At 62.4% G+C, this 22534-nt stretch carries 22 protein-coding genes; 11 read left to right on the forward strand and 11 right to left on the reverse strand.

Annotated features, from left to right (window positions below):
• Positions 1-302 precede the first annotated feature (302 nt).
• The gene (locus BM151_RS00150) at positions 303-620 is read left to right on the forward strand and encodes a DUF2059 domain-containing protein (RefSeq protein ID WP_090058992.1); all 318 of its coding nucleotides are present in this window, start codon (positions 303-305) and stop codon (positions 618-620) included.
• A gap of 21 nt (positions 621-641) precedes the next feature.
• Here BM151_RS00150 and BM151_RS00155 read toward each other — a convergent pair whose 3' ends face one another.
• The 4 genes from BM151_RS00155 to BM151_RS00170 all read right to left on the reverse strand — a co-directional run bounded on the left by BM151_RS00155 (position 642) and on the right by BM151_RS00170 (position 5942).
• Positions 642-2195, reverse strand: coding sequence for a Ppx/GppA family phosphatase (locus BM151_RS00155; protein ID WP_090055391.1), 1554 nt, complete (start codon positions 2193-2195; stop codon positions 642-644).
• A 108-nt stretch (positions 2196-2303) separates the two neighbouring features.
• Positions 2304-2993, reverse strand: coding sequence for a P-loop NTPase family protein (locus tag BM151_RS00160; protein ID WP_090055395.1), 690 nt, complete (start codon positions 2991-2993; stop codon positions 2304-2306).
• Between the two features lie 3 nt (positions 2994-2996).
• Complete coding sequence (locus BM151_RS00165) at positions 2997-4073, reverse strand: AI-2E family transporter (RefSeq protein ID WP_090055398.1); 1077 nt, start codon at positions 4071-4073, stop codon at positions 2997-2999.
• Between the two features lie 87 nt (positions 4074-4160).
• Positions 4161-5942: a methyl-accepting chemotaxis protein gene (locus BM151_RS00170; RefSeq protein WP_143093003.1), complete on the reverse strand. Its 1782-nt coding sequence runs from the start codon at positions 5940-5942 to the stop codon at positions 4161-4163.
• A gap of 157 nt (positions 5943-6099) precedes the next feature.
• On the opposite strand from BM151_RS00170, the gene proS reads away from it, so the two are divergent.
• The 4 genes from proS (at position 6100) to BM151_RS00190 (ending at position 10467) form a co-directional block, all read left to right on the forward strand.
• Entirely contained in the window at positions 6100-7443 is a 1344-nt protein-coding gene (proS, locus tag BM151_RS00175) for a proline--tRNA ligase (RefSeq protein WP_090055404.1), read from the forward strand.
• A 384-nt stretch (positions 7444-7827) separates the two neighbouring features.
• The gene (locus tag BM151_RS00180) at positions 7828-8334 is read left to right on the forward strand and encodes a DUF2937 family protein (protein WP_090055408.1); all 507 of its coding nucleotides are present in this window, start codon (positions 7828-7830) and stop codon (positions 8332-8334) included.
• 137 nt (positions 8335-8471) lie between these two features.
• The gene (locus BM151_RS00185) at positions 8472-9767 is read left to right on the forward strand and encodes an ABC transporter permease (RefSeq protein ID WP_090055411.1); all 1296 of its coding nucleotides are present in this window, start codon (positions 8472-8474) and stop codon (positions 9765-9767) included.
• Between the two features lie 19 nt (positions 9768-9786).
• Entirely contained in the window at positions 9787-10467 is a 681-nt protein-coding gene (locus BM151_RS00190) for an ABC transporter ATP-binding protein (protein WP_090055416.1), read from the forward strand.
• Positions 10468-10491: 24 nt separating this feature from the next.
• Here the strand turns inward: BM151_RS00190 and BM151_RS00195 are convergent, their stop codons facing one another.
• The 5 genes from BM151_RS00195 to BM151_RS00215 form a co-directional block, all read right to left on the reverse strand.
• Positions 10492-11367, reverse strand: coding sequence for a phosphotransferase (locus tag BM151_RS00195; RefSeq protein ID WP_090055419.1), 876 nt, complete (start codon positions 11365-11367; stop codon positions 10492-10494).
• 231 nt (positions 11368-11598) lie between these two features.
• A complete protein-coding gene (locus BM151_RS00200) occupies positions 11599-11988 on the reverse strand; it encodes a hypothetical protein (protein ID WP_245781053.1) in 390 nt (129 codons plus the stop codon).
• 298 nt (positions 11989-12286) lie between these two features.
• Entirely contained in the window at positions 12287-13093 is an 807-nt protein-coding gene (locus BM151_RS21355) for a hypothetical protein (protein ID WP_143093004.1), read from the reverse strand.
• Between the two features lie 129 nt (positions 13094-13222).
• Positions 13223-15178: a DNA topoisomerase IV subunit B gene (parE, locus tag BM151_RS00210; RefSeq protein WP_090055426.1), complete on the reverse strand. Its 1956-nt coding sequence runs from the start codon at positions 15176-15178 to the stop codon at positions 13223-13225.
• 185 nt (positions 15179-15363) lie between these two features.
• Entirely contained in the window at positions 15364-15927 is a 564-nt protein-coding gene (locus tag BM151_RS00215; protein WP_090055429.1) for a VPLPA-CTERM sorting domain-containing protein, read from the reverse strand.
• A gap of 302 nt (positions 15928-16229) precedes the next feature.
• On the opposite strand from BM151_RS00215, the gene ppk2 reads away from it, so the two are divergent.
• The gene (gene ppk2, locus BM151_RS00220) at positions 16230-17261 is read left to right on the forward strand and encodes a polyphosphate kinase 2 (protein ID WP_245781054.1); all 1032 of its coding nucleotides are present in this window, start codon (positions 16230-16232) and stop codon (positions 17259-17261) included.
• Between the two features lie 97 nt (positions 17262-17358).
• Here the strand turns inward: ppk2 and BM151_RS00225 are convergent, their stop codons facing one another.
• Complete coding sequence (locus BM151_RS00225) at positions 17359-18318, reverse strand: isopenicillin N synthase family dioxygenase (protein WP_090055432.1); 960 nt, start codon at positions 18316-18318, stop codon at positions 17359-17361.
• A gap of 181 nt (positions 18319-18499) precedes the next feature.
• On the opposite strand from BM151_RS00225, the gene BM151_RS00230 reads away from it, so the two are divergent.
• The gene (locus tag BM151_RS00230; RefSeq protein WP_177212976.1) at positions 18500-18964 is read left to right on the forward strand and encodes a GNAT family N-acetyltransferase; all 465 of its coding nucleotides are present in this window, start codon (positions 18500-18502) and stop codon (positions 18962-18964) included.
• A gap of 21 nt (positions 18965-18985) precedes the next feature.
• On the opposite strand, the gene BM151_RS00235 is transcribed toward BM151_RS00230, so the two are convergent.
• Positions 18986-19414, reverse strand: a complete 429-nt coding sequence (locus tag BM151_RS00235) for a DUF983 domain-containing protein (RefSeq protein WP_090059000.1) — start codon at positions 19412-19414, stop codon at positions 18986-18988.
• Between the two features lie 353 nt (positions 19415-19767).
• Between BM151_RS00235 and BM151_RS00240 the strand changes: the two genes are divergently transcribed.
• The 4 genes from BM151_RS00240 to BM151_RS00255 all read left to right on the forward strand — a co-directional run bounded on the left by BM151_RS00240 (position 19768) and on the right by BM151_RS00255 (position 22475).
• Positions 19768-20694, forward strand: coding sequence for an EF-hand domain-containing protein (locus BM151_RS00240; protein WP_090055438.1), 927 nt, complete (start codon positions 19768-19770; stop codon positions 20692-20694).
• A 101-nt stretch (positions 20695-20795) separates the two neighbouring features.
• Positions 20796-21386, forward strand: coding sequence for an RNA polymerase sigma factor (locus BM151_RS00245; protein WP_090059003.1), 591 nt, complete (start codon positions 20796-20798; stop codon positions 21384-21386).
• A complete protein-coding gene (locus BM151_RS00250; protein ID WP_090055442.1) occupies positions 21373-21858 on the forward strand; it encodes a hypothetical protein in 486 nt (161 codons plus the stop codon). Before BM151_RS00245 ends, BM151_RS00250 begins: the two co-directional genes overlap by 14 nt.
• A gap of 2 nt (positions 21859-21860) precedes the next feature.
• The gene (locus BM151_RS00255; protein WP_090055445.1) at positions 21861-22475 is read left to right on the forward strand and encodes a periplasmic heavy metal sensor; all 615 of its coding nucleotides are present in this window, start codon (positions 21861-21863) and stop codon (positions 22473-22475) included.
• Positions 22476-22534: the final 59 nt, after the last annotated feature.

A 22534-nucleotide genomic window follows, 5' to 3' on the forward strand; every position in this document is an offset into this window, starting at 1 on the left:
CTTTGTGCAACCGCCCGGAATGGCAACGCAGTTGCCCGGGCGTGCGGTCATGCTGAAAGCATGCCTCCGGCATGACCCGTTCCGGCGGTCAGGCGCATTGCCATCTTCGTGCAACGCTCTGATCTTTTACGGATTTGGCGAACATAAAGCGCAACGTTCAGTCGTTGCAGCGCCTGCCCATGGTCCGGCGCACGCCCTCACGTCAGTCCGGTGATCAGTGTCCGTTCCGTCCGCAAAGCAAACCTCCGCCCGCGACAACCCGCAGGGGTGAAATTCTGCTCCGGAAGGTTTATATGCGTCTCATGAAACGGCTTGTTCTGATCCTTGGCCTGAGTTTGAGCCCTGCGGCCCATGCTCAGGAAACACCCCCGTCCGATGACGGCGCGGAGGGCTGGAGCATGCTGCGCGAAGGCTCCCGGCTTTTGCTGCAACAGCTGTTCGACGAGATGAAGCCGGCGCTCGAGGATCTCGAAGGTTTCGTCGATGATCTGAACGCCTATGAGCCGCCGGTGGTCCTGCCCAATGGCGATATCCTGATCCGGCGCAAGCCGGAGGCCCCTCAGCCGGACAGCCCGGATGAAACCGCCCCCGGAGATCCGGAAAATTCCATCGATCTGTGAGTGTCACACCTTCTTTGAGCGTCACACCTTGATGTGATGCACGTCGCTGCGCGCGCCGAGACTGGACGCGAGCGACTGGAACCGCGCCAGTGTGACTTCGCCGAACAGGTCCTCGGCCTCGGGCCGCAGGCTGAGAATGAGGTGCTTTTTCTTCGGGAAATAGGTCAGCTTGGCGAGATCCGTTGGCACGTCGACGGCGAACATGGCGCCAAAGCGCATGGCCTTGCCGAGCACTTCGGCATCCTGAATCTCTTTTTCCGAGAGCATCGCGATCAGATCGGTAAAGGGCGTGCCCTCGCGCGAGTTCTTGTAGCGATGCAGGAGCGCCAGCCCCAAAAAGATCCGCTCCTTATGGGTCAACCCGCCCAAGTTCGCCCGGGTGGCATTGTCGAAACAGACCTCGGCGCGATAATCCGGATGCGCCCGCCAGGTCACGTCGTGCAGCAGACAGGCGGCGCGGATCAGCCGCATCTTGTCATATTGCCGGGCGCGGAAGATCGGTTCGATGAAATTATGCAGCTGCTTGCCGAAGCCGGGCATGCGCGCGTCCTTGCGTTCGGAAAACCGGCAGGCCTCGATCAGCGGATCGCGGGCGCGCACGCTTTCGGGCATCTGCTCGTAGAGCATACCCTCGCGAATGCCGTAGGACGACACGCAGATCTCTTTCGGATGAAAGCTGCGCACCAGTTGCCGCAACACTTCGGAGGCGATCGGCACGAGGTTCATCCGCGACGCCGAGGTGCCGGTTTTCGCCCGCAACTCGTTGATGTCGCTCTTGCGGATGAATTTGATCGTGTCGGTCACCGAACGGCTCGACATGCGATATTCATGCAGCACATGCAGCGGGTAGTTGCGCCGTTCCATGTCGATCCGCGCGATCGCCCGCCAGGAGCCGCCGACGAGATAGATCCGTTTGTGATCCGTGCCCATGGTCTCGGCCAGATCCTTCATGATCGGCGCGATATGATCCTTGATGCCTTTGCGCCCGCCCTTGAGCCCCTGCAGCTTCAACGGCCCCAGAGGCGATGTGATGCGCTTGCCGACCTGGCCTTTCGAGACCACGGCCAGCTCCATCGAGGAGCCGCCGATGTCGCACACCAGCCCGTCCGCCTCCGGCCAGCCCAGAAGCACGCCCTGTGCCGACAGCCGCGCTTCCTCCGCACCATCGATCACCCAAAGGCTGAGGCCGGTCTCCCGCTCTATCTCCTCCCGAAAAGCGGGACCGTCCTCAGCCTCCCGCACCGCCGCGGTCGCAACCGCGGTCAGTGGTGGGATTCCCATGCCCTGTGCCAGTTTCTGAAACCGCCGGATGGCGGCCATGGCACGGGTCTTTCCTTCCGGGTTGAGCCGACCGGTCTCGCGCAGACCTGCCCCCAACCCGCACATGATTTTCTCGTTGTAGAAATAGGCCGGGCTGCGTGCCGCGCCGTCGAACACCACGAGACGGACCGAGTTCGAGCCGACATCGACGACGCCCACCCGTGAGAGCGCCCGGGCCTCTTCGTCAAGAAACAGCGGGCGACCGAAGACACCCCATTCCTGAGTGCTCAGCTCAATCTCCGGCAGATCGGTCATGTTGGTCAAACTTCATCCCCAAGCTCGTAAGCGACAGTGCCAAAAGGCCGTGGCTTCGTCAATTGCGTGATAATTGGGCGGAAAAGAAACTTTGCCGCGCCTGCGATGTTACTGGTCCGGGTCCCCGGCAAAAATCTGGCCGGCGAGGCTGCGCGAGATGGGTTTGCCGAGGCGCAGTGCTTCGCTGTCCAGCCGTTCGACGATGTCGCGGGCGGCGGCGGCCGAGCGTTCCATACGCTTGACCAGCCAGGGGATCAGGGTTTCCGGCACGGCGATTTGCCGATCTTCGAATTGCTTGACCAGCATGGCGGTGAGCAACATGTCATCGGGGGGATCGATCTTGGCCACCGTCGTGCCCTGCATCCTTGATGCGAGATCGGGCAGGTCGAGCCGCCAGTGATTGGGCGCACGCTGGGCGGTGACGAGGAGCCTGCCGCCCTCGGCTAGCGTCAGGTTGTGCAGGTGAAACAGCGCATCCTGGGCCGGTTTTCCGTCGGGCAGCTCAGACAGCCGGTCGGCATCCTCGACCACGACAAAACGCCGGGCGGCCAGCGCCGGGATATCGGCGGTTTCGAGCTCTGCGGCGGCGACGATCACCGCTTGATGCTCGGCGGCCCAGACATGGGCCATATGGGTCTTGCCCGCGCCTTTGGGACCGACCAGTACCAGCTTGCCCGAGGGCCAGCCGTCCACGGCATCGAGCGTGGCCAGCGCGATCGCGTTCGAGGGCGAGACGAAAAACGCCTCGCGTCCGAGGGCCTGACGGACCGGAAGATCGAGGATGAGTTGTTCCGCCATGGCTCAGCTTTCGTCGTCATCCGGCAGGGCGGAGAGCCCTTGATAGAGCCGGCTGTCACGATATTGCAGCACGGCGAAGCGGGTGATCACGCCCAAGGCTGCGGCCACCGGCACGGCGACCAGCATGCCGACGAAGCCGAACATGGTGCCAAAGGCCGAGAGCGCGAAGATCAGCCAGACCGGGTGCAGCCCGATCGAGGAGCCGACCAGATTGGGGGTCAGGATATTGCCCTCGACAAATTGGCCGATGGCGAAAATACCGACCACGGCGGCGATCCAATGCCATTCGCCCCAGAACTGGAACAGCGCCAGACCGATCGACAGGAGCCCGCCGACGATGGCGCCGACATAGGGAATAAAGGTCAGAGCCCCGGCAATGGCGCCGGCGACCAGGCCGAATTTCAGTCCGACCAGCATCAGCCCCGCGGCATAGAAAGTGCCGAGGATCAGACAGACCGTGCCCTGGCCGCGAATGAACGAGGCGAGCGTACGATCGATGTCGCCGGCCAGCCTGCGAATGACCGGGGCGTGATCGCGCGGCAAAAGCGCATCGATTTCGGCCACCATCCGGTCCCAGTCCATCAACAGGTAAAAGGTGATCACCGGCACCAGCACCAAGAGCATGAGCACGTTGAAGACGCTCATCGCCGAGGCCAGTGCGCCCGAGAGCAATTCGCCGCCCTTGGATTGGATGGTCTCGCCGATTTTCACCAAGGTCTGGCGCAGCTGGCTGGTCTGATCGAGCAGGACCGGGAATTTCTCGGTCAGAAAGTTCTGGAGATTGTCGATCAGCTCCGGCGCGATATTGACCAGATCGGTGGCCTGTTTGATCAGGGTCGGGATCACCAGGAGCGCCACCAGCACGAACAGCACCGCGGCTGCAAGCGTGATCACCACCGTCGCGGCGATGCGGCTGAAGCCCCAGGTCTCGAGCCGGTCGGCCACCGGGTCGAGCATATAGGCCACCGCCATGCCCAGAACGAAGGGCAGGATCACATTGCCCAGCAGATAGAGCAGCGCCAGAAAGACCGCGGCCGCGATTCCCCAGTATTTCATTTGGTCTCTGACCGGTAATGCCATGCTGCCTGTCCGTGCTCGGGGTACCTTTTATCCCATATCGCCCGGGACGAATTGGGTTTCAAGGGGAAGTGGCCGCCGGGGCAGGGCTCATCCGGCGTTGCGCAATGCCATGGCGGGCGGCTGGCTCCAGTCACTTTCTCCGGCCTGCGCGGTGCCGGCCACCGTCACGAAGGTCTGGACAAGCTCGCTCAATGTGCGGGCACCATCCGAGAGCTGGGTATTGGCGGCGGTGGTCTGTTCGAACATCGCGGCGTTCTGTTGCGTGACCGATTCCAGCTCGGAGATCGAGTGATTGACCTTGGCGAGATCCTGAGACTGTGCCTGGGTCGCGTCGGCCGAGGATTTCAGCCGGTGGGTGATGGTGTCGACCGAGGTCTTGATGCCGCCCAGCGCGTGGCCGGTGCGGTTGACCAGATCGGCGCCGGATTTCACCTGTTGCGTCGAGCGCAGGATGAGCTGGTTGATCTCCCGCGCCGCATCCGACGAGCGCTGCGCCAGCGCCCGGACTTCGGAGGCCACCACGGCGAAACCACGCCCGGCCTCGCCGGCCCGTGCCGCCTCGACACCGGCATTCAAGGCCAGGAGGTTGGTCTGGAATGCAATGTCGTCGATCACCGTGGTGATCTTGTTGATCTCTTGCGAGCTTTTCTCGATCGCATCCATGGCGGCGACGGCGTCCTGCATGATCGAGGAGCCGTCTTCGGCATCTTTCGAGGTGGTTTCCGCCAGAGACCGTGCATCGGTCGACTCCGTGGCCACGGTTTCCAGGGCGCCGGTCAGATCGTTCACCGTGCGGGCGACATCGGCGAGGGTGGCGGCCTGACGTTCGGTGCGGACCGAGAGATCATCGGCGGAGGCCGCGATCTCGCGCGACAAGCTCTGCATCTCGGTGGATTGTTCGCGCACCTCCTGAATCGTTGCGCCAAGGCGCTCGACCGAGACGTTGAAACTGTCGCGCAACCCGAGATAGGCCTTGTCGAGATCCTCGGTGATCCGGGTGGCGAGATTGCCGGCGGCCAGCTCCTCGAGATGGTGTTCGAACACATCCAGAAGCGTTTGGAGCGCCTGATCTCGCGTGGACCGGGCCGCGTCCTCCTGCTTGCGCAGGGCCTCGCGTTCGGCCCGCGCCTCTTCGCTGTCGCGGAGCGCGGTTTCCGCGGTCTGCTGGGCTTCTTCGGCGCTGGCGCTGGCGGCGCGCGCCTCTTCGAGCGCCAGTTCAGCCCGGGCCTGTTCGGCTTCGATCTGCTCGAGGGCCTTCTGGGCTTCTTCGGCCAGGAATTCCGCCTCCTGGGTGCGGTTCGTCGCGACGATGCTCAATTCGTGACGCCGGGCGAGCATATAGCCCAGGGCGAGGAATTCCAGCAGGCTGATGCCGGAATGAAAACCCAGACGGATGAGGTTCGAGGTGAAATCTGCCGGCGGAAAGACCAGTGTGGGGGCCAGGGCGAGCAGCAGCACGTGATGCAGGGTGATGGTCATCACCGCCCACAAGAGCGCGCTGAAATCCGACATGATGACAATGCCCGCGAGCATCGCGAAGAACAGCATATTGGTGTCGAGATGCAAGGGGGTGCCGGCGAGGGCGGCATTGAGCACGATGGCGAGACCGACGAGCGCCTGACCGACCATGATCGCGGCCAGACGACCGGGCAGGCGCGGCGCAAGAAAGCCTAGGACCATCATCGCCGGTCCGCCGGTCAGGGCGAGGGTCATGTTGCCCCCCGCCGCGGCAACCACCGCGATCAGGATCGCGCCGAGCGGCAGGCAAATCTTGGCCAGCAGACCGAGCGCATCGCGCGATGCGGCGTCGGTCGGGCGGCTGAGCGCGGCTTTGAGGATATCGTTCAATCGGGATAGGGTAACGGCCATGGTGATCAGCAAATCTTCTGGTGACAGATGGCTGAGCAGTAGCAGGGACGGCTTTCGGAATGCTTAATCTCTTTGGCATTTCCACCGTGCTCCGGCTTGTCTGGCCCAAGGCGATGGCATAGACCGATGCAAACACAGTTCAGTCGAGGACCACCCGATGCGTTTGTCGCGCTATTTCCTTCCGGTTTTGAAAGAAACCCCTGCCGAGGCACAGATCGCCTCGCACCGCCTCATGTTGCGTGCCGGCATGATCCGCCAGCAAGCCGCGGGGATCTATTCCTGGCTGCCGCTGGGCTACAAGGTCTTAAAGAAGATCGAGACCATCGTTCATGAGGAACAACAGCGCGCCGGCCATATCCCGCTTTTGATGCCGACGCTGCAATCGGCGGATCTGTGGCGCGAAAGCGGCCGCTATGACGATTATGGCGAAGAGATGCTCCGGATCACCGACCGGCATGGCCGCGACATGCTCTATGGTCCGACCAATGAGGAGATGATCACCGACATCTTCCGCTCCTACGTCAAATCCTACAAAGATCTGCCGCTGACGCTCTATCATATCCAGTGGAAATTCCGCGATGAGATCCGTCCGCGGTTCGGCGTGATGCGCGGCCGCGAATTCTACATGAAGGACGGGTATAATTTCGACCTCACGAAGGAAGACGCGCTGCATGCCTATAACCGCCATCTGGTGAGCTACCTGCGCACCTATGAGCGGATGGGGCTGCAGGCCATTCCGATGCGTGCCGATGGCGGGCCGATCGGCGGCGATTACACCCATGAATTCCTGGTGCTGGCCGAAACCGGTGAGTCTGAGGTCTTCTACGACAGCGAGATCACCGATCTGAAATTCGGCTCGCGCGAGATCGACTATGACTCGGTCGAACAATGTCAGGCCGTGCTCGAGGAATTCACCTCGCGCTACGCCCGCACCGACGAGACCCATGATGAGGCGGTGTTTGCCGAGGTGCCGGAAGAGCGCCGCCGCAGCGCGCGCGGTATCGAGGTCGGCCAGATCTTCTACTTCGGCACGAAATATTCCGAGGCCATGGGCGCCAATGTGCAAGGCCCGGATGGCAAGCCGGTTCCGGTCCACATGGGCTCGCATGGCATCGGCGTGTCGCGCCTTCTCGGCGCCATCATCGAGGCCAGCCACGATGACAAGGGTATCATCTGGCCCGAGGGCGTGACCCCCTTCCATGTCGGCATCGTCAACCTGAAACAGGGCGACGAGGAAGCCGATGCCGCCTGCGAAAGCCTTTACAAGTCTTTCGAGGCGCTCGGGCTCGACCCGCTCTATGACGATCGCAACGAACGCGCCGGTGGCAAATTTGCCACCATGGACCTGATCGGTTTGCCCTGGCGCATCACCGTCGGGCCGCGGGGCCTGAAGAATGGCGTTGTCGAGCTGACCTGCCGCCGCACCGGCGAGAGCGAAGAGCTGAGCCCGGTCGATGCGGTCGAAAAGGTGGCGATGATCTACGCCGGGCTGAAAGGCTGAGCTATCGATATTGGCGACAAGATTGGAAGGCTCCGGGGAGACCTGGAGCCTTTTCCATATGGGCGGGTGACGGTCGCTTTGAGGCTTTTGGGAACCTTCAACCTGGCACAACGCGAGCCGTGAGGAGCCCGCCGGGACGGGCAGGCGCAGGCGCGGCGGCTTCGCCTTGTTCCGCGCCGATGGCCCTTCGTTCGAATGACGGCTAAGTCCGCAATACCGCCATTCGGACCTCTCTGCCTCGCCCGCGTCCTTCACCGCACGTTTGCGCTATCGGCGGGATTTCGCGCCAATTTACCGAGCTGTCCCGGGCCAATTTGCCAGGCGCCCCCGAATCCCCTTAGCCTTTCGCCAATCAACTCCGCAGAAGACGGAAGAGAGGCAGCTATGTTGAGAGCAATCGCCCTTGCGGGTGGCCTGTTGGGGGCCGCCGTTGTGTCCCAGTTTCCCGAGTTCACCCAGCAATACACGCAACGTCTCGGTGGTCAGGTCGAAGCCCTGCGCCTCGTGATCGCCGATTTCGATGCCTCTGCCGAAAGGGCAGAGATGACCCGGGAGGAAGCTCTGGCCTCCATGGGCGGATCGGTGTTCCTCGAGAACCGTCGCCGCGACATGCGCGAGACCATCACGCGGCACAGCCGATTGTCCGCCGATCTCGCGGTTCTGAACGAGGCCTCGCCGCTGGAGCGTCTGACCATGCCGCAACGCGTGGCCGATACCAAGCTTGCCAAGGCGACCTATGAGACCTTCGTGCCGGCGCTGCCCTTGTCGATCGAAGGCGGTCTCTCGGCGCTGGTCGGCTATTTCGGCGGCTATGGCGTGGTGGCCGGGCTTCTGGCGCTTCTGGCCTGGCCGTTCAAGCGGCGCAAGTCCCGCGCCGGGCTGACTTTCTGACGGCACCGTCCGATCTCACATCCCGATCCTGCTGCGCTCACCGATCTGTCAACGGCTGACATCTCTCCGGCTCTCGCCAGCGCTTGACCTTTGGCACCTCAAAGGGTTTGGTCTGGCAAAGCTTTGAGGGAGCCCCGATGGACGCCGCCAGATCGACCAAACCCTTTGCCCGGTTTGAATGGAAAATCGCCTTTGCCTATCTGCGCGCAAGACGCGAAGAGGGCGGGGTCTCGGTGATGACCTGGATCTCGCTGATCGGCATCACCTTGGCTGTGGCTGCGCTGATCATCACGCTCGCCGTGCGCACCGGGTTTCGCAGCGAATTCGTCGATACCATTCTCGGCTCCAACGCCCATGTGACGCTCTATTCCTCGCTCTATGTCACCGAAGACGGCAAGACCTCGCGCGCCATCGCCGATTATGACGACTGGGCCACGAAACTCGCCGCCGTGCCCGGCGTGACCCGTGCCGCGCCCTTGGTGCGTGGTCAGGTCATGGCCTCTTACGGCGGAACGAACGCAGGCGTCGAAATCTACGGCATGGCCTATGACGACTTGTTGACCATCCCGCGCGTCGCCGAGCATCCGGAGGAACACTGGGGCGACATCTCGCGGTTTCAGGAGGGCATCGCCATCGGCTCCGGCGTCGCGCGCGAATTGGGCGTCACCGTTGGCGACAAGATCAAGCTGATCTCGCCCAACGGCGCCAAGACCGCCTTTGGCACCAGCCCGCGCGTGTCCTCCTTCGAGGTCGTTTATGTCTTTACCGCCGGGCGCTATGACATTGATAAGACCCGCGCTTATCTGCCCTTTGCCGAGGCGCAGAAGTTTTTCAACCGCCAGGGCGCGGCCGATGAGATCGAGGTCATGGTCAGCCATCCCGAAGAGGTCGATGACATGGCGATCCCGCTTTTGCAGGCGGTCGGCGAGCGTGGCATGGTCTGGACCTGGCGCGATGCGTCCGGCTCTTTCCTGCGCGCCCTCGACATCGAGGACAATGTGATGTTCGTCATCCTCTCGGTGCTGGTGCTGATCGCGGCGATGAACATCGTCTCCGGCCTGATCATGTTGGTGAAAAACAAAGGCCGTGACATCGGCATCCTGCGCACGGTGGGGCTCACCGAGGCCTCGGTGCTCAGGGTCTTTTTCATCTGTGGTGCCATCACCGGCGTCTTGGGCACGCTCTTCGGTGTGCTCTTGGGCGCGCTTTTTGCCACTTATATCGATCAGGTCATGTCATTCGTGAACTGGCTCAATGGTGGCGGGGCCTGGGACCCGTCGATCCGTGGCATCTATGCGCTGCCGGCCGAGCTGCGCGCGGTGGATGTGGCCAAGGCCGTGACCCTGTCCTTGGGCCTGTCCTTTGTCGTCACCATCTTTCCCGCCCGCCGGGCCGCACGGATGAACCCGGTGGAGGCGCTGCGCTATGAGTGAAGCTGAGAATGAGACTGTGATGCGCGAGATGCTGTCGATCCAGGGCGTGACCAAGACCTATAACGCCGGCAAACCCAATCAGGTCGAGGTGCTCAGAGGTGTCGATATCTCGGTGGCGCGTGGCGAGGTGGTCGGCCTCATCGCGCCCTCTGGGGCCGGCAAATCGACGCTTCTGCATATCGCAGGTCTCTTGGATGTGCCGGACGCCGGCAAGGTCGAGATCGCCGGTCAGGACATGGCCGGGCGCGGCGATCGGGCGCGGACCGCCATGCGCCGCGCCGGTGTCGGTTTCATCTACCAGTTTCACCATCTGCTGCCGGAATTCTCGGCGCTGGACAATGTTGTCCTGCCACAACTCGCCAATGCCGTGCCGGAGCGTGAGGCTGCGGAGCGGGCGATGATGCTCTTGGAAAAGGTCGGTGTCGGGCCGCGCGCTTCGCACCGTCCCTCGGCGCTCTCGGGCGGTGAACAACAGCGCGTCGCCTTCTGTCGTGCGCTGGCCAACAAGCCGGGGCTTCTCCTGGCCGACGAGCCCACGGGCAATCTCGATCCGGACACGTCCGATCTGGTGTTCGACGTGCTGATGGGGCTTGTGCGTGAGGAAGGGCTTTCCGCCCTCATCGCCACCCATAACCTTGAACTCGCAGCCAAAATGGACCGGGTGCTGCGCTTGGACGCCGGCCGCATCGTGCCAGCGTAATCGGCGTGATCAGGGCCTCGCGGATCAGGCCGACAGCAGGGCGGTGACCATGGGATCGGCGTCGTGGATGTCGACGAGACCGGCCCGCCAGCGCGCCAGTTCCACACCGTAGATCAGCGGAAAACTGTTCCTGTCCTCCTCGGTTTCCAGCAAGGAGAGCAGCGGGGCGAGCAGGTCCGAGGACCAGGGCGGGGTGTTCTGCGCCTCCGGGCAATGCTGTAGCAGGCTGCGGGCAAACCGCGCGAGATCGTTGATCAACGGCATCTGCTGCTGCGGCCCGAGATCGATGGCGGTGATGCGATCACCGTCCAGAATCAGGTTTCCGGACCAGAAATCGCCGTGACCGGGCACATGGGTGAGCGCCTCCGGTGCGGCGTCGAGCCGGGCGCGCAGCCAGCGGGTCAGGGGATCCTCATTGGTGGGCAGCGCCGCGATCTGGCGGGCGATCCGGGCGCGCGGCAGGGGGGCGATGTGACGCTCTTTCGTGGCCGCCTCCTGCCAGATCCGAGCCGCCTCGACAACCCGTTCGGCGGTGGCTCTGTCGGCCTTTTTCATAAGGTTCAGAGCGGTTTCGCCCTCGGCGTAGGAGATGATGAAAAGCCCGGCCTTGGGCGCGATATGCAGCACCTCGGGCACAAAAGCGGGCGGTGTCAGCCGCGCCGCCATGCGTTTGAGCGCCGCCGATTGCTGCGATACGGCGGGGGCGCGATTGTCATGCCATATGAGCTTGGCGATGGCCCGTTGCCCGTCCCAGTCGATGTCGAACACGGCGCGCTGATCATAGGTCTGCAAGGTCTCGCGGACCGTGAGACGGGCGCCCAGATGCGGGCGCGCCTGCATCAGCGCCACGAGCCGCCGCTGGGCCTCGATCAGGTCGAAAGTGTCAAAGGAACGCGCCATGGCCGGACTATGGCGACAGGGCGGGGGATGGTCAAAATCTTTCGATCCGGGGCTTGGACGCCTGTCGGATTTGCGTCGGCTTTGCGTCGGACACTTGTCGGGCACGTGCCGGGCACCAGTCACGTGCCTGTTGTGTGGCCTGTCGTGTGGCCAGAGGTGTGGCCTGTCGGGCAGGCGATGGGCCCCCGGCGCTCGGCAAAAGCCGCGTCGCCGGGGGCGGAGACGGGGGCGTCAGTTCGCCGTCAGGTTGTTGTAGATCCCCATGGCCGAGACCACGACCGCCGCGTCACGGGCGATCTTGTAGATCGTGTCGCCGGAGATCGCATAGCGGTTCTGACCCGGATCGGGCAGGCGATAGGGGGCGTAATCGCTGAGGATCACATAACCATCCGGCAGGGTGTCTCCGGTGCGGTGGCGGTACTGATGCCGATGTCGGTACTGGTTCTGGGCCTGCTTTTGGGCCTTGTACTGATGCCCGGGCGGGATCTGTCCGACGCCCCAGCCGCGGCCCTGATTGTTGCCATTGGGCGCGGCGAGCGCCGGCACGGCGGCGGTGAGCGCGAGGGCGATCAGAACGGGTTTGCCCAGACGGGACAGATGCGTTGTTTGCTTGGTGGTCATCTTGGCCTCCTTATGGCCGTTCGTAACGATACCTCCGAAGATAGGAATGCTGTGATCACAGGTCACCTCACGGGACCGTGGGGTGGCGAAGGATTGCCGGGAAAAGCGGGGATTTTCGCCATTCTGCGGTTGTCGCAGAGGGCGGGGAAGAGGGCGTGGTTTGGTGCACAGGGGTGGCATTGGGCAGGTTGCGAGCCACGGGCGCGACCGTCTGATTTCCTTGAAACCCGGGTGCCCTTGCGATTGCAAAGCAATCGCCAAGCATCCTGCCCGCCCCCCCCAGGCGGGATGCTTGGGGTTAATCTCTTAGCGCAGCCGCCCCGAATGTATGTACATCAGCCTCGATTGCTTCGAACATAGGACGGCCAGCGACTAAAAAGTCCGCCTCCATAAGCGCGAGACCAATTTTTTCTTGTTGGTTTTGAGAGATGCTATCCACAATTTTTTTGGCGTTTTGTGCTCTATCCCGGAGAAAATTTTGAACAGAGGGGGGGAGGATCACCCGGGTGCTACCGATTTTTGTACTACGCAGCCCCAATTCTGCACCAACCCATGGTTGGGCGCTATTTTTGATCAGACAAAATGAGACCCATGGTCCAATTTTGAAGTATGATCCAAATAGTTTGCCGCGTTCTGATATAATGATGTCCATTTCCATATGACGGCGAATATAGCGATGCCAATTGGCGGGCATATTGCGTACATTTGAGAACTCGCCTAAGCCAAATGGCAACAGGAATAGTTGCATTGGCATAACGCTATGTCTCTTTCCAACAAGAAAAAGCCGCAGTAGCGAGATTGACTTCTGTAAGTCTTTTCGTTCTTGGTTGCTGTACTTAGACGGTGTGTGTGTATTGCGCCAGAAATACGCTTGGACACGATGATGTACACTCGCTACGAATTTATACTCATTTAGGCCTAGTTTTTTAGGGAGCGATTGATCGGTTACTGAAGGAATAAACACCTGCTGTGAAAATCGATTTTCAACAACGCTTGTCTCTCTTTCGCACTCTAAGCAAAGCAACGGAAGTTTGAAGCCGTCTTGAATTCTTTTGTTTGGGGCGGTTCCGTTTCTCAGATATTTGGTGCCGCCCGTCTCGATCATCCATTTGAATACAAACCTAGGGATAACGTGACTATTCTTAATCGATGGCTGTTTTCGGCACCGTATGCACTTGTCATATCCAGTCAATTCATCCCCCCTTCTCGAAAGTAATACTTTCGAGAACCCTAACTACACATCCAATTCCTCAACGAACCGTGCGTTTTCCTGAATATACTGGAACCGCAACTCCGGCTTTTTCCCCATCAGGCGCTCCACCAGATCTGCGGTTTCGCCCGGCTCGTCCTCATCAATCGTGACGCGGATGAGTTTGCGGGTGGCGGGGTCCATCGTGGTCTCTTTCAAATCCTTGGCGTCCATTTCGCCAAGACCTTTAAACCGCGACACATCAATCTTGCCTTTGCCGCCCAAGCCCTTCTCGAGCCACATGTCGCGCTCCGCCTCGTCGATGCAATAGACGCGTTTGGCGCCTTGGGTCAGGCGGTAGAGCGGCGGGCAGGCGAGGTAGAGATGGCCCTGATCGATCAGCGGCCGCATCTGGGTGTAGAAGAAGGTCATCAACAGCGAGGCGATATGCGCGCCGTCGACATCGGCGTCGGTCATGATGATGATGCGTTCATAGCGCAGGTCCTCGACATTGAACCTTGTGCCCATGCCGACGCCCAGAGCCTCGCAAATGTCGCTGATCTCGGCATTCGAGGTGAGCTTGTTCGAAGCGGCGCCCAAGACGTTGAGGATCTTGCCTTTCAAGGGCAGGAGCGCCTGTGTCTCGCGTTTGCGCGCGCCCTTGGCAGAGCCACCGGCCGAGTCGCCCTCGACGATAAACAGCTCGGTGTTGGAGCGGTCTTTCGAGGTACAGTCGGTCAGTTTGCCGGGCAGGCGGAGCTTCTTGGTCGCCGATTTGCGCTGGGTCTCTTTTTCCTGACGCCGGCGCATGCGTTCCTCGGCGCGCAGGACCAGAAAATCGAGGATGGCCCCGGCGGATTTGGTGTCGGCGGCGAGCCAGTTGTCGAAATGGTCGCGGACCGAGTTTTCCACCAGACGCGCGGCCTCGGTGGTGGCGAGGCGATCCTTGGTCTGGCCGACGAATTCCGGATCGGCGATGAAACAGGATACCAGCGCACAGCCGCCGGTCAGAAGATCGTCGCGACTGATGTCCTTGGCCTTGCGGTTTCCGACCAGCTCGCCATAGGCCTTCACCCCCTTGAGGATCGCGGCCCAGAAGCCGCTCTCATGCGTGCCGCCCTCGGGGGTGGGCACGGTGTTACAATAGGACTGGATGAACCCGTCGCGCGCCGGGGTCCAGTTGATCGCCCATTCGACCTTGCCCGGTGTGCCGAACCGCGGGCCGAATTCGACGGTGCCGGCAAAGGGCCGCTCGGAATAGGTCGAGGATTTGCCGAGGCTCTCGGTCAGGTAATCCGCCAGACCGCCGGGGAAATGGAAAGTCGCCTCGGTCGGCGTCTCGCCATCGTCGATCTCGCTTTTCCAGCGGATCTCGACGCCGGAGAACAGATAGGCCTTGGAGCGCGCCAGCGTGAAGAGGCGTTTCGGTTTGAACCGGTGATGGCCGAAGATCTGCTCATCGGCGTGGAATTTCACCGAGGTGCCACGCCGGTTCGGGGCGGCGCCGATCTTTTCCACCGGGCCTTGCGGGATGCCACGGGAGAAGCGCTGTTCGAACAGTTCCTTGTTCTTGGCGACCTGCACCACCATCAGATCCGACAGCGCGTTGACCACCGAGGAGCCGACGCCATGGAGACCGCCGGAGGTCTGATAGGCCTTGCCGGAGAATTTGCCGCCGGCGTGCAGCGTGCAGAGGATCACCTCGAGCGCGGATTTGCCGGGGAATTTCGGGTGCGGATCGATCGGGATACCGCGTCCGTTGTCGGTCACGGTGACGGAATAATCGGCGTGGAGAATGAGCTCGATCCGGTTGGCATGGCCCGCGACCGCCTCGTCCATCGAGTTGTCGAGGATCTCGGCGACGAGGTGATGCAGCGCGCGCTCATCGGTGCCGCCGATATACATGCCGGGGCGTTTGCGCACGGGTTCGAGGCCTTCGAGCACCTCGATGGAAGAGGCATCATAATCGTCAGGGGCTGCGCCCAGCAGGTCATTGGACATTTCGCGCTCGATTCTCGGACTGTTCTGATTTGGTTGTTTTGCTTTGGTCAAGGATTAGACCATCCGCGCGCCCGAGGCGCAAGCTGTTGACGTGCTGGTGGGGCTTTTGCCTGTCGTTCAGGCCAAAGAAAAGGGCCGAGAGCAAGTCTCGGCCCGATGTTCTGAGGGGGGAGCTTGGGACGGTGTCAGCCTTTGCGCTTGCGACGCAGCGCCCCCATGCTGCCAACGGCGCCCAGCAAGAGCAGAGCGGAAGCCGGGAGCGGCACAGCCGGGATGTCTGCGATGTCGAAGGAGAAGGTCGAATAGCCGACACCTGCCGCAGTGGAACTGTCGACAAAGACCAGCGTGTCGAGGACATAGCTCGAGAAATCCGTGACCCCCTGATCGCCGGAATCGTAGAGGAAGGAGGACACCAGCCCGCCGGAGAGATAGGCGAAAATCTCGACGCTGTCATAGGTCGGGGCGGCGCCGTCAATGTCGAAGGTCAAATTGGTGACCGCCGTGTCGAATGCCATGGTGCCGCCAGCTTCACAAATATAGCTGGAGGTCAGGAAGCAAAACCCATCAGTGTGACCGGCTACGCCGGGGCCGGCCAAGATCCCTCCGCCGCTTTCATGGGTGATGGTGGCGCCGCCGGGCACGTAAGCCGAGCCGGTGCTGAAGCCCTGAATTCCGGAAAAATCGAGTGTCGCGGCATTTGCCGCCGTCGCGGAGGCAAGAATTGCAGCCGAGATAAAGAGTGCTTTCATATCACTTGTTCCCTGAATGACTTGTTAATCGAAACGAAATTACCCGATTCGAGTGTTAGGTGTTAAGATAAGTTAACCAATTTCCTTGTGTGCGGGGGGAGTGTTTAAAAAACAGGCATTTTTGTGATCAGATCGTGTGGTCTGGTCGTGTGTGCGGAGCCCGCCTAAGGCCTGGAGACCGCGGTCGGTTTGGCGCGAAGGGGCTCGCGACATTCTTGCCCCAGATCAACGCGGGGGAAAGAAAATTGGTGTAACAGGGATATGACAAGACCCGTTTTGCCCATCAGTGGAGATATGCCCGTATGACGACGCCGAAAACCCCCGCCGCCACGCCCGAGACTTCCGTGACCTCTGGAAAGGGGCAACCCGCCAATGATCTGGCTGCCGCGCCGAAGGCAGAGGCGGCAAAGACAGATGCGGCGGTTGGCGAGGCGACGGTGCATGGCGGGACGCGCAATTTTCCGACGGTGACCCCGGACAAGATCCGCGATGCATTCGAGAGCGGAAAATATCCCTATCGCAAGAAGATGTCGCGGCTGGAATATGAGCGCACCAAGGTGGCGCTTCAGGCGGAACTCCTGAAGGCCCAGCTCTGGGCGCAGGAGACCGGCGAGAAATTCGTGCTTCTGTTCGAGGGGCGCGATGCGGCGGGCAAGGGCGGTACGATCAAGCGCTTCATGGAACATATGAACCCGCGGCACGCCCGGGTCGTGGCGCTCAACAAGCCGACGGATGAGGAGCGCGGGCAATGGTTCTTCCAGCGCTATGTCGAACATCTGCCGACCTCGGGCGAATTCGTGCTCTATGACCGGTCCTGGTACAACCGTGCCGGCGTCGAACGGGTGATGGGATTCTGTACCCCGAACGAATATCTCGAATTCATGCGCCAGACGCCGGAATTCGAGCGCATGCTGACGCGCTCGGGTGTGCATCTCTACAAATACTGGTTCTCGGTCACCCGTGTGGAACAGCTGCGCCGGTTCAAATCGCGGGAAAACGATCCGCTGAAACAGTGGAAACTCTCGCCGATCGACAAGGCCTCTCTCGACAAATGGGACGATTACACCGAGGCGAAAGAGGCGATGTTCTTCTATACCGACACCGCCGATGCGCCCTGGACGATCATCAAGTCGAATGACAAGAAACGCGCGCGGATCGAATGCATGAAGCATTTCCTGTCGACCATCGACTATCCGGACAAGGATTACGAGCTGATCGGCGAACCGGACCCGCTGATCGTCGGCAATGCCGGCCATGTGGTGCACAAGAGCGATCACATCCTCGGCACGGCGCTGCATCCGGATACTCGGCGTGGCAAAAACGGCAGAATGTGATAGGATCGATGTTAATGGCCTGAGGGGGCCATGGTGGGAAAGCCCCGTCTCTTGGTTGAGGCGGGGCTCCTTCGTGATTGGGGCGCTGTGTGCGCGCCTAGCCGTTCGCAGCGGCGAATTTGTTCATCAGATAGGGGCCGGAGATCACTGGCTCTGCGGCCTCGCCCGACAGCGGCGCCACCTCGGCATGCCAGTTCGGCTGATGGAAATACGCAATCGACATGCGGCGCCTGGTGGCCCAGTCCGGCGGGGTGACGACGCGGTGTAGGGTCGAGGTCCAGCGGCCGGCCGTCCAGAGCGCCATCAGATCGCCGATATTGATCACGAAGGCGCCGTCCACCGGCGGGATGCCTTTCCAGTCGCCTTCGGGTGTCAGAATCTCGAGCCCGCGCGAGCCGGGTTCCGGCAAGAGGATGGTGAGCGAGCCATAATCCGTATGGGCGCCTGCGCGGAGCTGTTTGTCCTCCGGCGCCTTGTCCTGGGCCGGGTAGTTCAGCGCCCGCATGCCGGAGATCGGCGTCGAGATGAAGGGCGCGAAATAGCCCTGTGGCAGATCGAGCGCCACGGCGAAGACCTCCATGATTCTGGCGGCGAGGGCCTCCATCTCGGCATAATAGCCGCGCCAGGCTTCCTTGAAGCCGGGCAGGTCGGGAAAGGGCGTCGGCGCATAGCAAAAGGCCAGCGCGTCCGGGTCGGTCTCGCCTTCCGGAATGCCGGCGGGGCCGCCGTTGAAGCTTTCCTTCAGATCCGGTGGCGTGTCCTCGCCGCGCGACTTGGCCAGGGCTTCGGTGCCCGGGCCGAGATAGCCATAGGGACCGCCCGGGGGCGGGGCGACGCTGTGTTTGGCGTCGGGGGCCTGATCGAAAAAGCCGCGCGCCTGCGCCCAGAGTGCGTCGATCACCGTGTCGGGCACGCCATGACCGGTGACCGCGAGAAAGCCGGTCTCGCGACAGATCCGATCGACCTCGGCGCCGATCCGGGCCTTGCCCGCGGCATCGGCGGCAAGGAATTCGGCAAGGTCGAGCATCGGGAAATCCGCTGTGGCGTGATCTGACATATGGGGGCCTTTCTGTTGCTGTGCCCCGATTGAAGAGCTGCCCGCGGGAGCTGTCAATTTGTTGCAGGGCTGGGAGGCGCGCACAGGGCCGTTGCGCGGGCGGTGTGGCCTTATAATCGGGCAGCTCTGGACCTATCACGCGGCCTTGCCGAGGCGTTCGCTGCCGTGGATGACTGTGCGGATGAGTGAAAAGATCGACCCTATCTTGCGACGGGCACTGCCAGAGGACGCGATGGCCGTGACCGATCTGGTGCAGCGTGCCTTTGCGCAATACACGCCGCTCATTGGCAAGCCGCCGGCACCGGCGCTCTACGATTATACGGTGCTGATTGCCTCCGGGCGGGTGAGCCTGGCCGAAGACGGGTCTGGCCTTCTGGGCGTGATCTACAGCTATGTCGAAGCGGACGGGGCGGTGATGCTTGATGTGCTCGCGGTCTCACAGGCTGCACAGGGCCGCGGCATAGCCAAGCGCCTGATCCAGCACGTGGAGGATCGAGCGCGGGTAGAGGGCGCCCGGCTGATGCGGGTCTATACCAATGCGGTGATGACCGGCCCGCAGGCGATCTACCCGCGGCTCGGCTATCATGAGACCCATCGCGGCGAGAGCGACGGCTATAGGCGCATTCATTACGAAAAGCCGCTCTGACGCTCCCGGAGCGCCGCCACGTCAGTCGTCGTTTTCGAACCCGTGCATGCGCTTGGCCCATTGAAAGGCCACGATCATGCCCTTGAGCCGGGGCAGAAGGAACAGCGACAGCGCGACCGTGCCGATGGAGAACAGCGCCACCAGCACCAGCGGATCGGGGCGGAATTCGATGAAGACGAAGCCCAGAAGCGGCGCCATCAGATGGCCGACGATCAGAATGGTCAGATAGGCCGGACCGTCATCGGCGCGGTGGTGGTGCAGCGCCTCGCCACACACCGGGCATTCGTCGCGCACCTTGAGATAGCCCTTGAGCATCGGACCACCGCCACAGGAGGGGCAGCGGCGTTTCCAGCCGCGCATCAGGGCGGGGCGCAACTCGCGCTCACCATCGCCGGGTGTGGTGGTCGATGTGGTCGATGTGGTTTTGGGGGCGCAAAAGCCCTCGGTCATATCAGTCATGTGCGCATCACCTCTTGTGCGGGTTTGGCGTGGCGTATTCAGCTTTGGCTTACCCTGTCTCCTCGTCAGGGCAACAGCGCGCGGATTGTCCGTGCGTCCCGATGTCGCGCTGGCGACAGGCTCCGCGGCTATTTGGTCTTTTTGTGACATGTTTCCAGCGCTGAGGCTATGGTCACGTAACCGTGAGCGGCATTTTACCCTGTGGCACGCGACGGAAAACCGGTCCTGGCACGTTTGTAGAACATAACAGCACGGCGCGAGGGGGGCTGAGGGCTCCGGCAAGACGCTCCCCGAGACGGATCGTGCAAGGGTAACCTTAGATATGCTTTAAAGAGGAAAAGACCATGACACGTAAATCGATTGTTTCCGCCGTTGCGCTGATTGCAATCCTGGGAACGTCCGCCGCCGCCGTGGCTGCGGGGCAGGGACAGGCGCGTATGGGCGGCCGTGGCGGCATGATGCCCCTTGGTCCGCAATTCGATTTCGCCACCGTCGATGCCGATGAAGATGGCAAGATCACGCAAGACGAGATCGACGCGTTCCGTGCCGCGAATTTCGCCGAGATCGACGCCAATGGCGACGGTCAGGTGGATGCCGAGGAACTCTACGCCCATCAGGAAGCGCGGCGCGTGCAGCGTCAGATGGACCGTGCGACCTCGATGATCCAGACCCGCGACCAGAATGGTGACGGGCTGTTGAGCGCCGAAGAGATGCGTGGCCCGGGGGGCGGTATGATCCTGCCGCGGCTCGATCGCGACGGTGACGGTGCCCTGAGCCAGGACGAATTGGCACAGATGAGCCGTCAGGGCCGAATGCCGGGCATGATGCAAGGCAAGATGCGCGGGCATCCCGGCATGATGGGCGGTCAGCGCGGCATGGGGCAGATGCAGGGTCAGGGCTATGGTTACGGGCAGGGCTATGGGCCGCAAATGGGCGGTCAGATGATGCCGGGCATGGGCTATGGCCAGATGAACGGCCAGATGAATGGCATGGGCTATGGTCAGAGCTACGGTCCGATGAGCGGCCAGGGTTTCGGGTCGCAAGGCCAGATGCCGGGCCAGATGCCGGGCATGGGCTACGGTCCGATGAATGGTCAGGGCTACGGTCAAGGCCAGGGCTACGGCCCGATGGGCGGCCAACAGGGCATGATGGGGTACGGCCAGGGCAATGCGCCGATGTATGGCCAGCAAGGCATGATGGGCTATGGCCCGATGTATGGCCAGCAGGCGCCGGTTGCGCCGCAAGATGCGCCTGAGGACAGCGGCAACTGAGCCGATGAAAGACACCGGTCGGGGACCACGGCCCCCGACCATGGACGTGACGGACCTGCCATATGGACCTGTCTGTGCGATTGCGCTACGCAGAACCGGTGATGACCATGCCCTTCGACGCCCTCAATGATGTCTCGGACGAAGCCCTCCTGATTGCCTTTGGCAATGGGGATGCGGCCTCTGCGCGGGCTCTGACCATGCGTCTGACGCCAAAGGTTCTGGGTTATGCCGCACGGATGCTTCGCGACCGGGCCGAGGCCGAGGACGTGGCGCAGGAAGCCATGCTCCGGCTGTGGAAAATCGCGCCGGACTGGCGTCAGGGCGAGGCCAAGGTGACGACATGGCTCTACCGCGTCGTGACCAACCTGTGCACCGACCGGCTGCGCAAGGCGCGGGGCACCGGGCTCGACGAGATCGCCGAGCCGGAGGACGAGCGCCCGTCGCAGGAGGCGGTGCTGATGCAGCGTCAGAGGCTCGATGCGCTGGAAACGGCGCTTGCCAGCCTGCCGGATCGACAACGCGAGGCGGTGGTGTTGCGTCACATCGAAGGTCTGGGCAATCCCGAGATTGCCGAGATTCTGGAAATCAGCGTCGAGGCGGTCGAAAGTCTGACCGCCCGGGGCAAGAGGGCACTGGCGAAGGCTCTGGCCTCCCAGCGCAAGATATTGGGGTTCGAAGATGACGGATCGTGACAACAAACGGATGAATGAGCTCACGGATCAGGCTCTGGACGCGCTTTTCAGCGAGGCGCGGGCGGAAACCGCTATGCCGTCGGCCGATTTGATGGCGCGGATCATGGCAGATGCCGAGGCCGAGATCGCGGCCAGCGCGGCGGCGGAACGTGCCCGCATCGAGAGCCTGCGGCCGCAACCGCAACGCCACCCGCTGATCGCGGCCATGGTCGCGGCGCTGGGCGGTTGGCGCACGGTGGCCGGTCTGGCCACGGCCGGTGTGGCGGGGCTCGGGATCGGTCTGGGCGCGCCCGCGGCGGTCACCAGCCTGGCGCTCGACGGCTATGGCGGCAGTTACAGCATCGGCGGTTACAGCGCTGGCAGTGACGGCAGCGTGGTGCTCAGCGCCGAAACCCGCTCTGACATGACGTCTTCGGGATATGTGCTCGATGCCTTCGTGCCGAGCTTCTACGATCTGGCGGCGGAAGGGTAAGAATGACGGACGATCTGAAATCAACCGGTGCGCCGAAAGCCGGACCGGAGAAGGCCAAAGCCGAGGGCAAGACCGAGGGCAAGAAAGGCATCCGCTGGAGCCGGGTCGTGCTCGTCGCTTCGCTGGCGCTGAACCTGGCGGTGGTCGGGGTGGTCGGCGGTGTGGCGCTGCGGCGTGACGCCGCCGTCGACCGGGCCCGTGCCCTGCAGACGCGGGATTTCGGCTTCGGGCCTTTCGTCGGGGCCTTTGAAACCGATCAGCGCAGGGCGCTGGGCCGGGCCTTCGCCCGTTCCGCCGGCAATCCGATGCAGGCGCGTCGGGAGGTCGGACAGATGTTCGCCGCGATGCTGACCACGCTCAAGACCGAACCTTTCGATGCCGGGGCCTTTGGCTCCGTGCTGTTACAGCAGCAACGGCAATTCTCGGAACGGCAGGAGATCGGCGCGCAACTGGTGGTGGATCAGATTGCGGCGATGAGCCCGGAGGCGCGTCAGGCCTATGCGCTGCGGCTCGAAGAGATGCTCAAACGCCCGCCGACGATGGGACGCGGCCCGCATCAGGGGGCGCCGGCCGATGGTGGCCCGCGCGGACCGGGCGCCGGTCCGAGAGACGATTGAGACCGTCGGACAGGTTTTGATCGCCGAACTGGTTCTGATCCATGTGCAGGAAAAGTGCG

This window comes from Celeribacter neptunius, from assembly GCF_900113955.1.
GTDB lineage: Bacteria > Pseudomonadota > Alphaproteobacteria > Rhodobacterales > Rhodobacteraceae > Celeribacter > Celeribacter neptunius.

Bases quoted from the DNA above. Each gene is read 5' to 3' on its own strand.
- BM151_RS00195 (WP_090055419.1), bottom strand. From the start codon at position 11,367: ATGGCGCGTTCCTTTGACACTTTCGACCTGATCGAGGCCCAGCGGCGG.
- BM151_RS00240 (WP_090055438.1), top strand. From the start codon at position 19,768: ATGACACGTAAATCGATTGTTTCCGCCGTTGCGCTGATTGCAATCCTG.
- BM151_RS00185 (WP_090055411.1), top strand. From the start codon at position 8,472: ATGGACGCCGCCAGATCGACCAAACCCTTTGCCCGGTTTGAATGGAAA.
- BM151_RS00180 (WP_090055408.1), top strand. From the start codon at position 7,828: ATGTTGAGAGCAATCGCCCTTGCGGGTGGCCTGTTGGGGGCCGCCGTT.
- BM151_RS00165 (WP_090055398.1), bottom strand. From the start codon at position 4,073: ATGGCATTACCGGTCAGAGACCAAATGAAATACTGGGGAATCGCGGCC.
- BM151_RS00255 (WP_090055445.1), top strand. From the start codon at position 21,861: ATGACGGACGATCTGAAATCAACCGGTGCGCCGAAAGCCGGACCGGAG.
- ppk2 (WP_245781054.1), top strand. From the start codon at position 16,230: ATGACGACGCCGAAAACCCCCGCCGCCACGCCCGAGACTTCCGTGACC.
- BM151_RS00230 (WP_177212976.1), top strand. From the start codon at position 18,500: ATGAGTGAAAAGATCGACCCTATCTTGCGACGGGCACTGCCAGAGGAC.
- BM151_RS00250 (WP_090055442.1), top strand. From the start codon at position 21,373: ATGACGGATCGTGACAACAAACGGATGAATGAGCTCACGGATCAGGCT.
- proS (WP_090055404.1), top strand. From the start codon at position 6,100: ATGCGTTTGTCGCGCTATTTCCTTCCGGTTTTGAAAGAAACCCCTGCC.
- BM151_RS00235 (WP_090059000.1), bottom strand. From the start codon at position 19,414: ATGACCGAGGGCTTTTGCGCCCCCAAAACCACATCGACCACATCGACC.
- BM151_RS21355 (WP_143093004.1), bottom strand. From the start codon at position 13,093: ATGATCGAGACGGGCGGCACCAAATATCTGAGAAACGGAACCGCCCCA.
- BM151_RS00160 (WP_090055395.1), bottom strand. From the start codon at position 2,993: ATGGCGGAACAACTCATCCTCGATCTTCCGGTCCGTCAGGCCCTCGGA.
- BM151_RS00170 (WP_143093003.1), bottom strand. From the start codon at position 5,942: ATGGCCGTTACCCTATCCCGATTGAACGATATCCTCAAAGCCGCGCTC.
- BM151_RS00225 (WP_090055432.1), bottom strand. From the start codon at position 18,318: ATGTCAGATCACGCCACAGCGGATTTCCCGATGCTCGACCTTGCCGAA.
- BM151_RS00245 (WP_090059003.1), top strand. From the start codon at position 20,796: ATGACCATGCCCTTCGACGCCCTCAATGATGTCTCGGACGAAGCCCTC.
- parE (WP_090055426.1), bottom strand. From the start codon at position 15,178: ATGTCCAATGACCTGCTGGGCGCAGCCCCTGACGATTATGATGCCTCT.
- BM151_RS00155 (WP_090055391.1), bottom strand. From the start codon at position 2,195: ATGACCGATCTGCCGGAGATTGAGCTGAGCACTCAGGAATGGGGTGTC.
- BM151_RS00200 (WP_245781053.1), bottom strand. From the start codon at position 11,988: ATGACCACCAAGCAAACAACGCATCTGTCCCGTCTGGGCAAACCCGTT.
- BM151_RS00215 (WP_090055429.1), bottom strand. From the start codon at position 15,927: ATGAAAGCACTCTTTATCTCGGCTGCAATTCTTGCCTCCGCGACGGCG.
- BM151_RS00190 (WP_090055416.1), top strand. From the start codon at position 9,787: ATGCGCGAGATGCTGTCGATCCAGGGCGTGACCAAGACCTATAACGCC.
- BM151_RS00150 (WP_090058992.1), top strand. From the start codon at position 303: ATGAAACGGCTTGTTCTGATCCTTGGCCTGAGTTTGAGCCCTGCGGCC.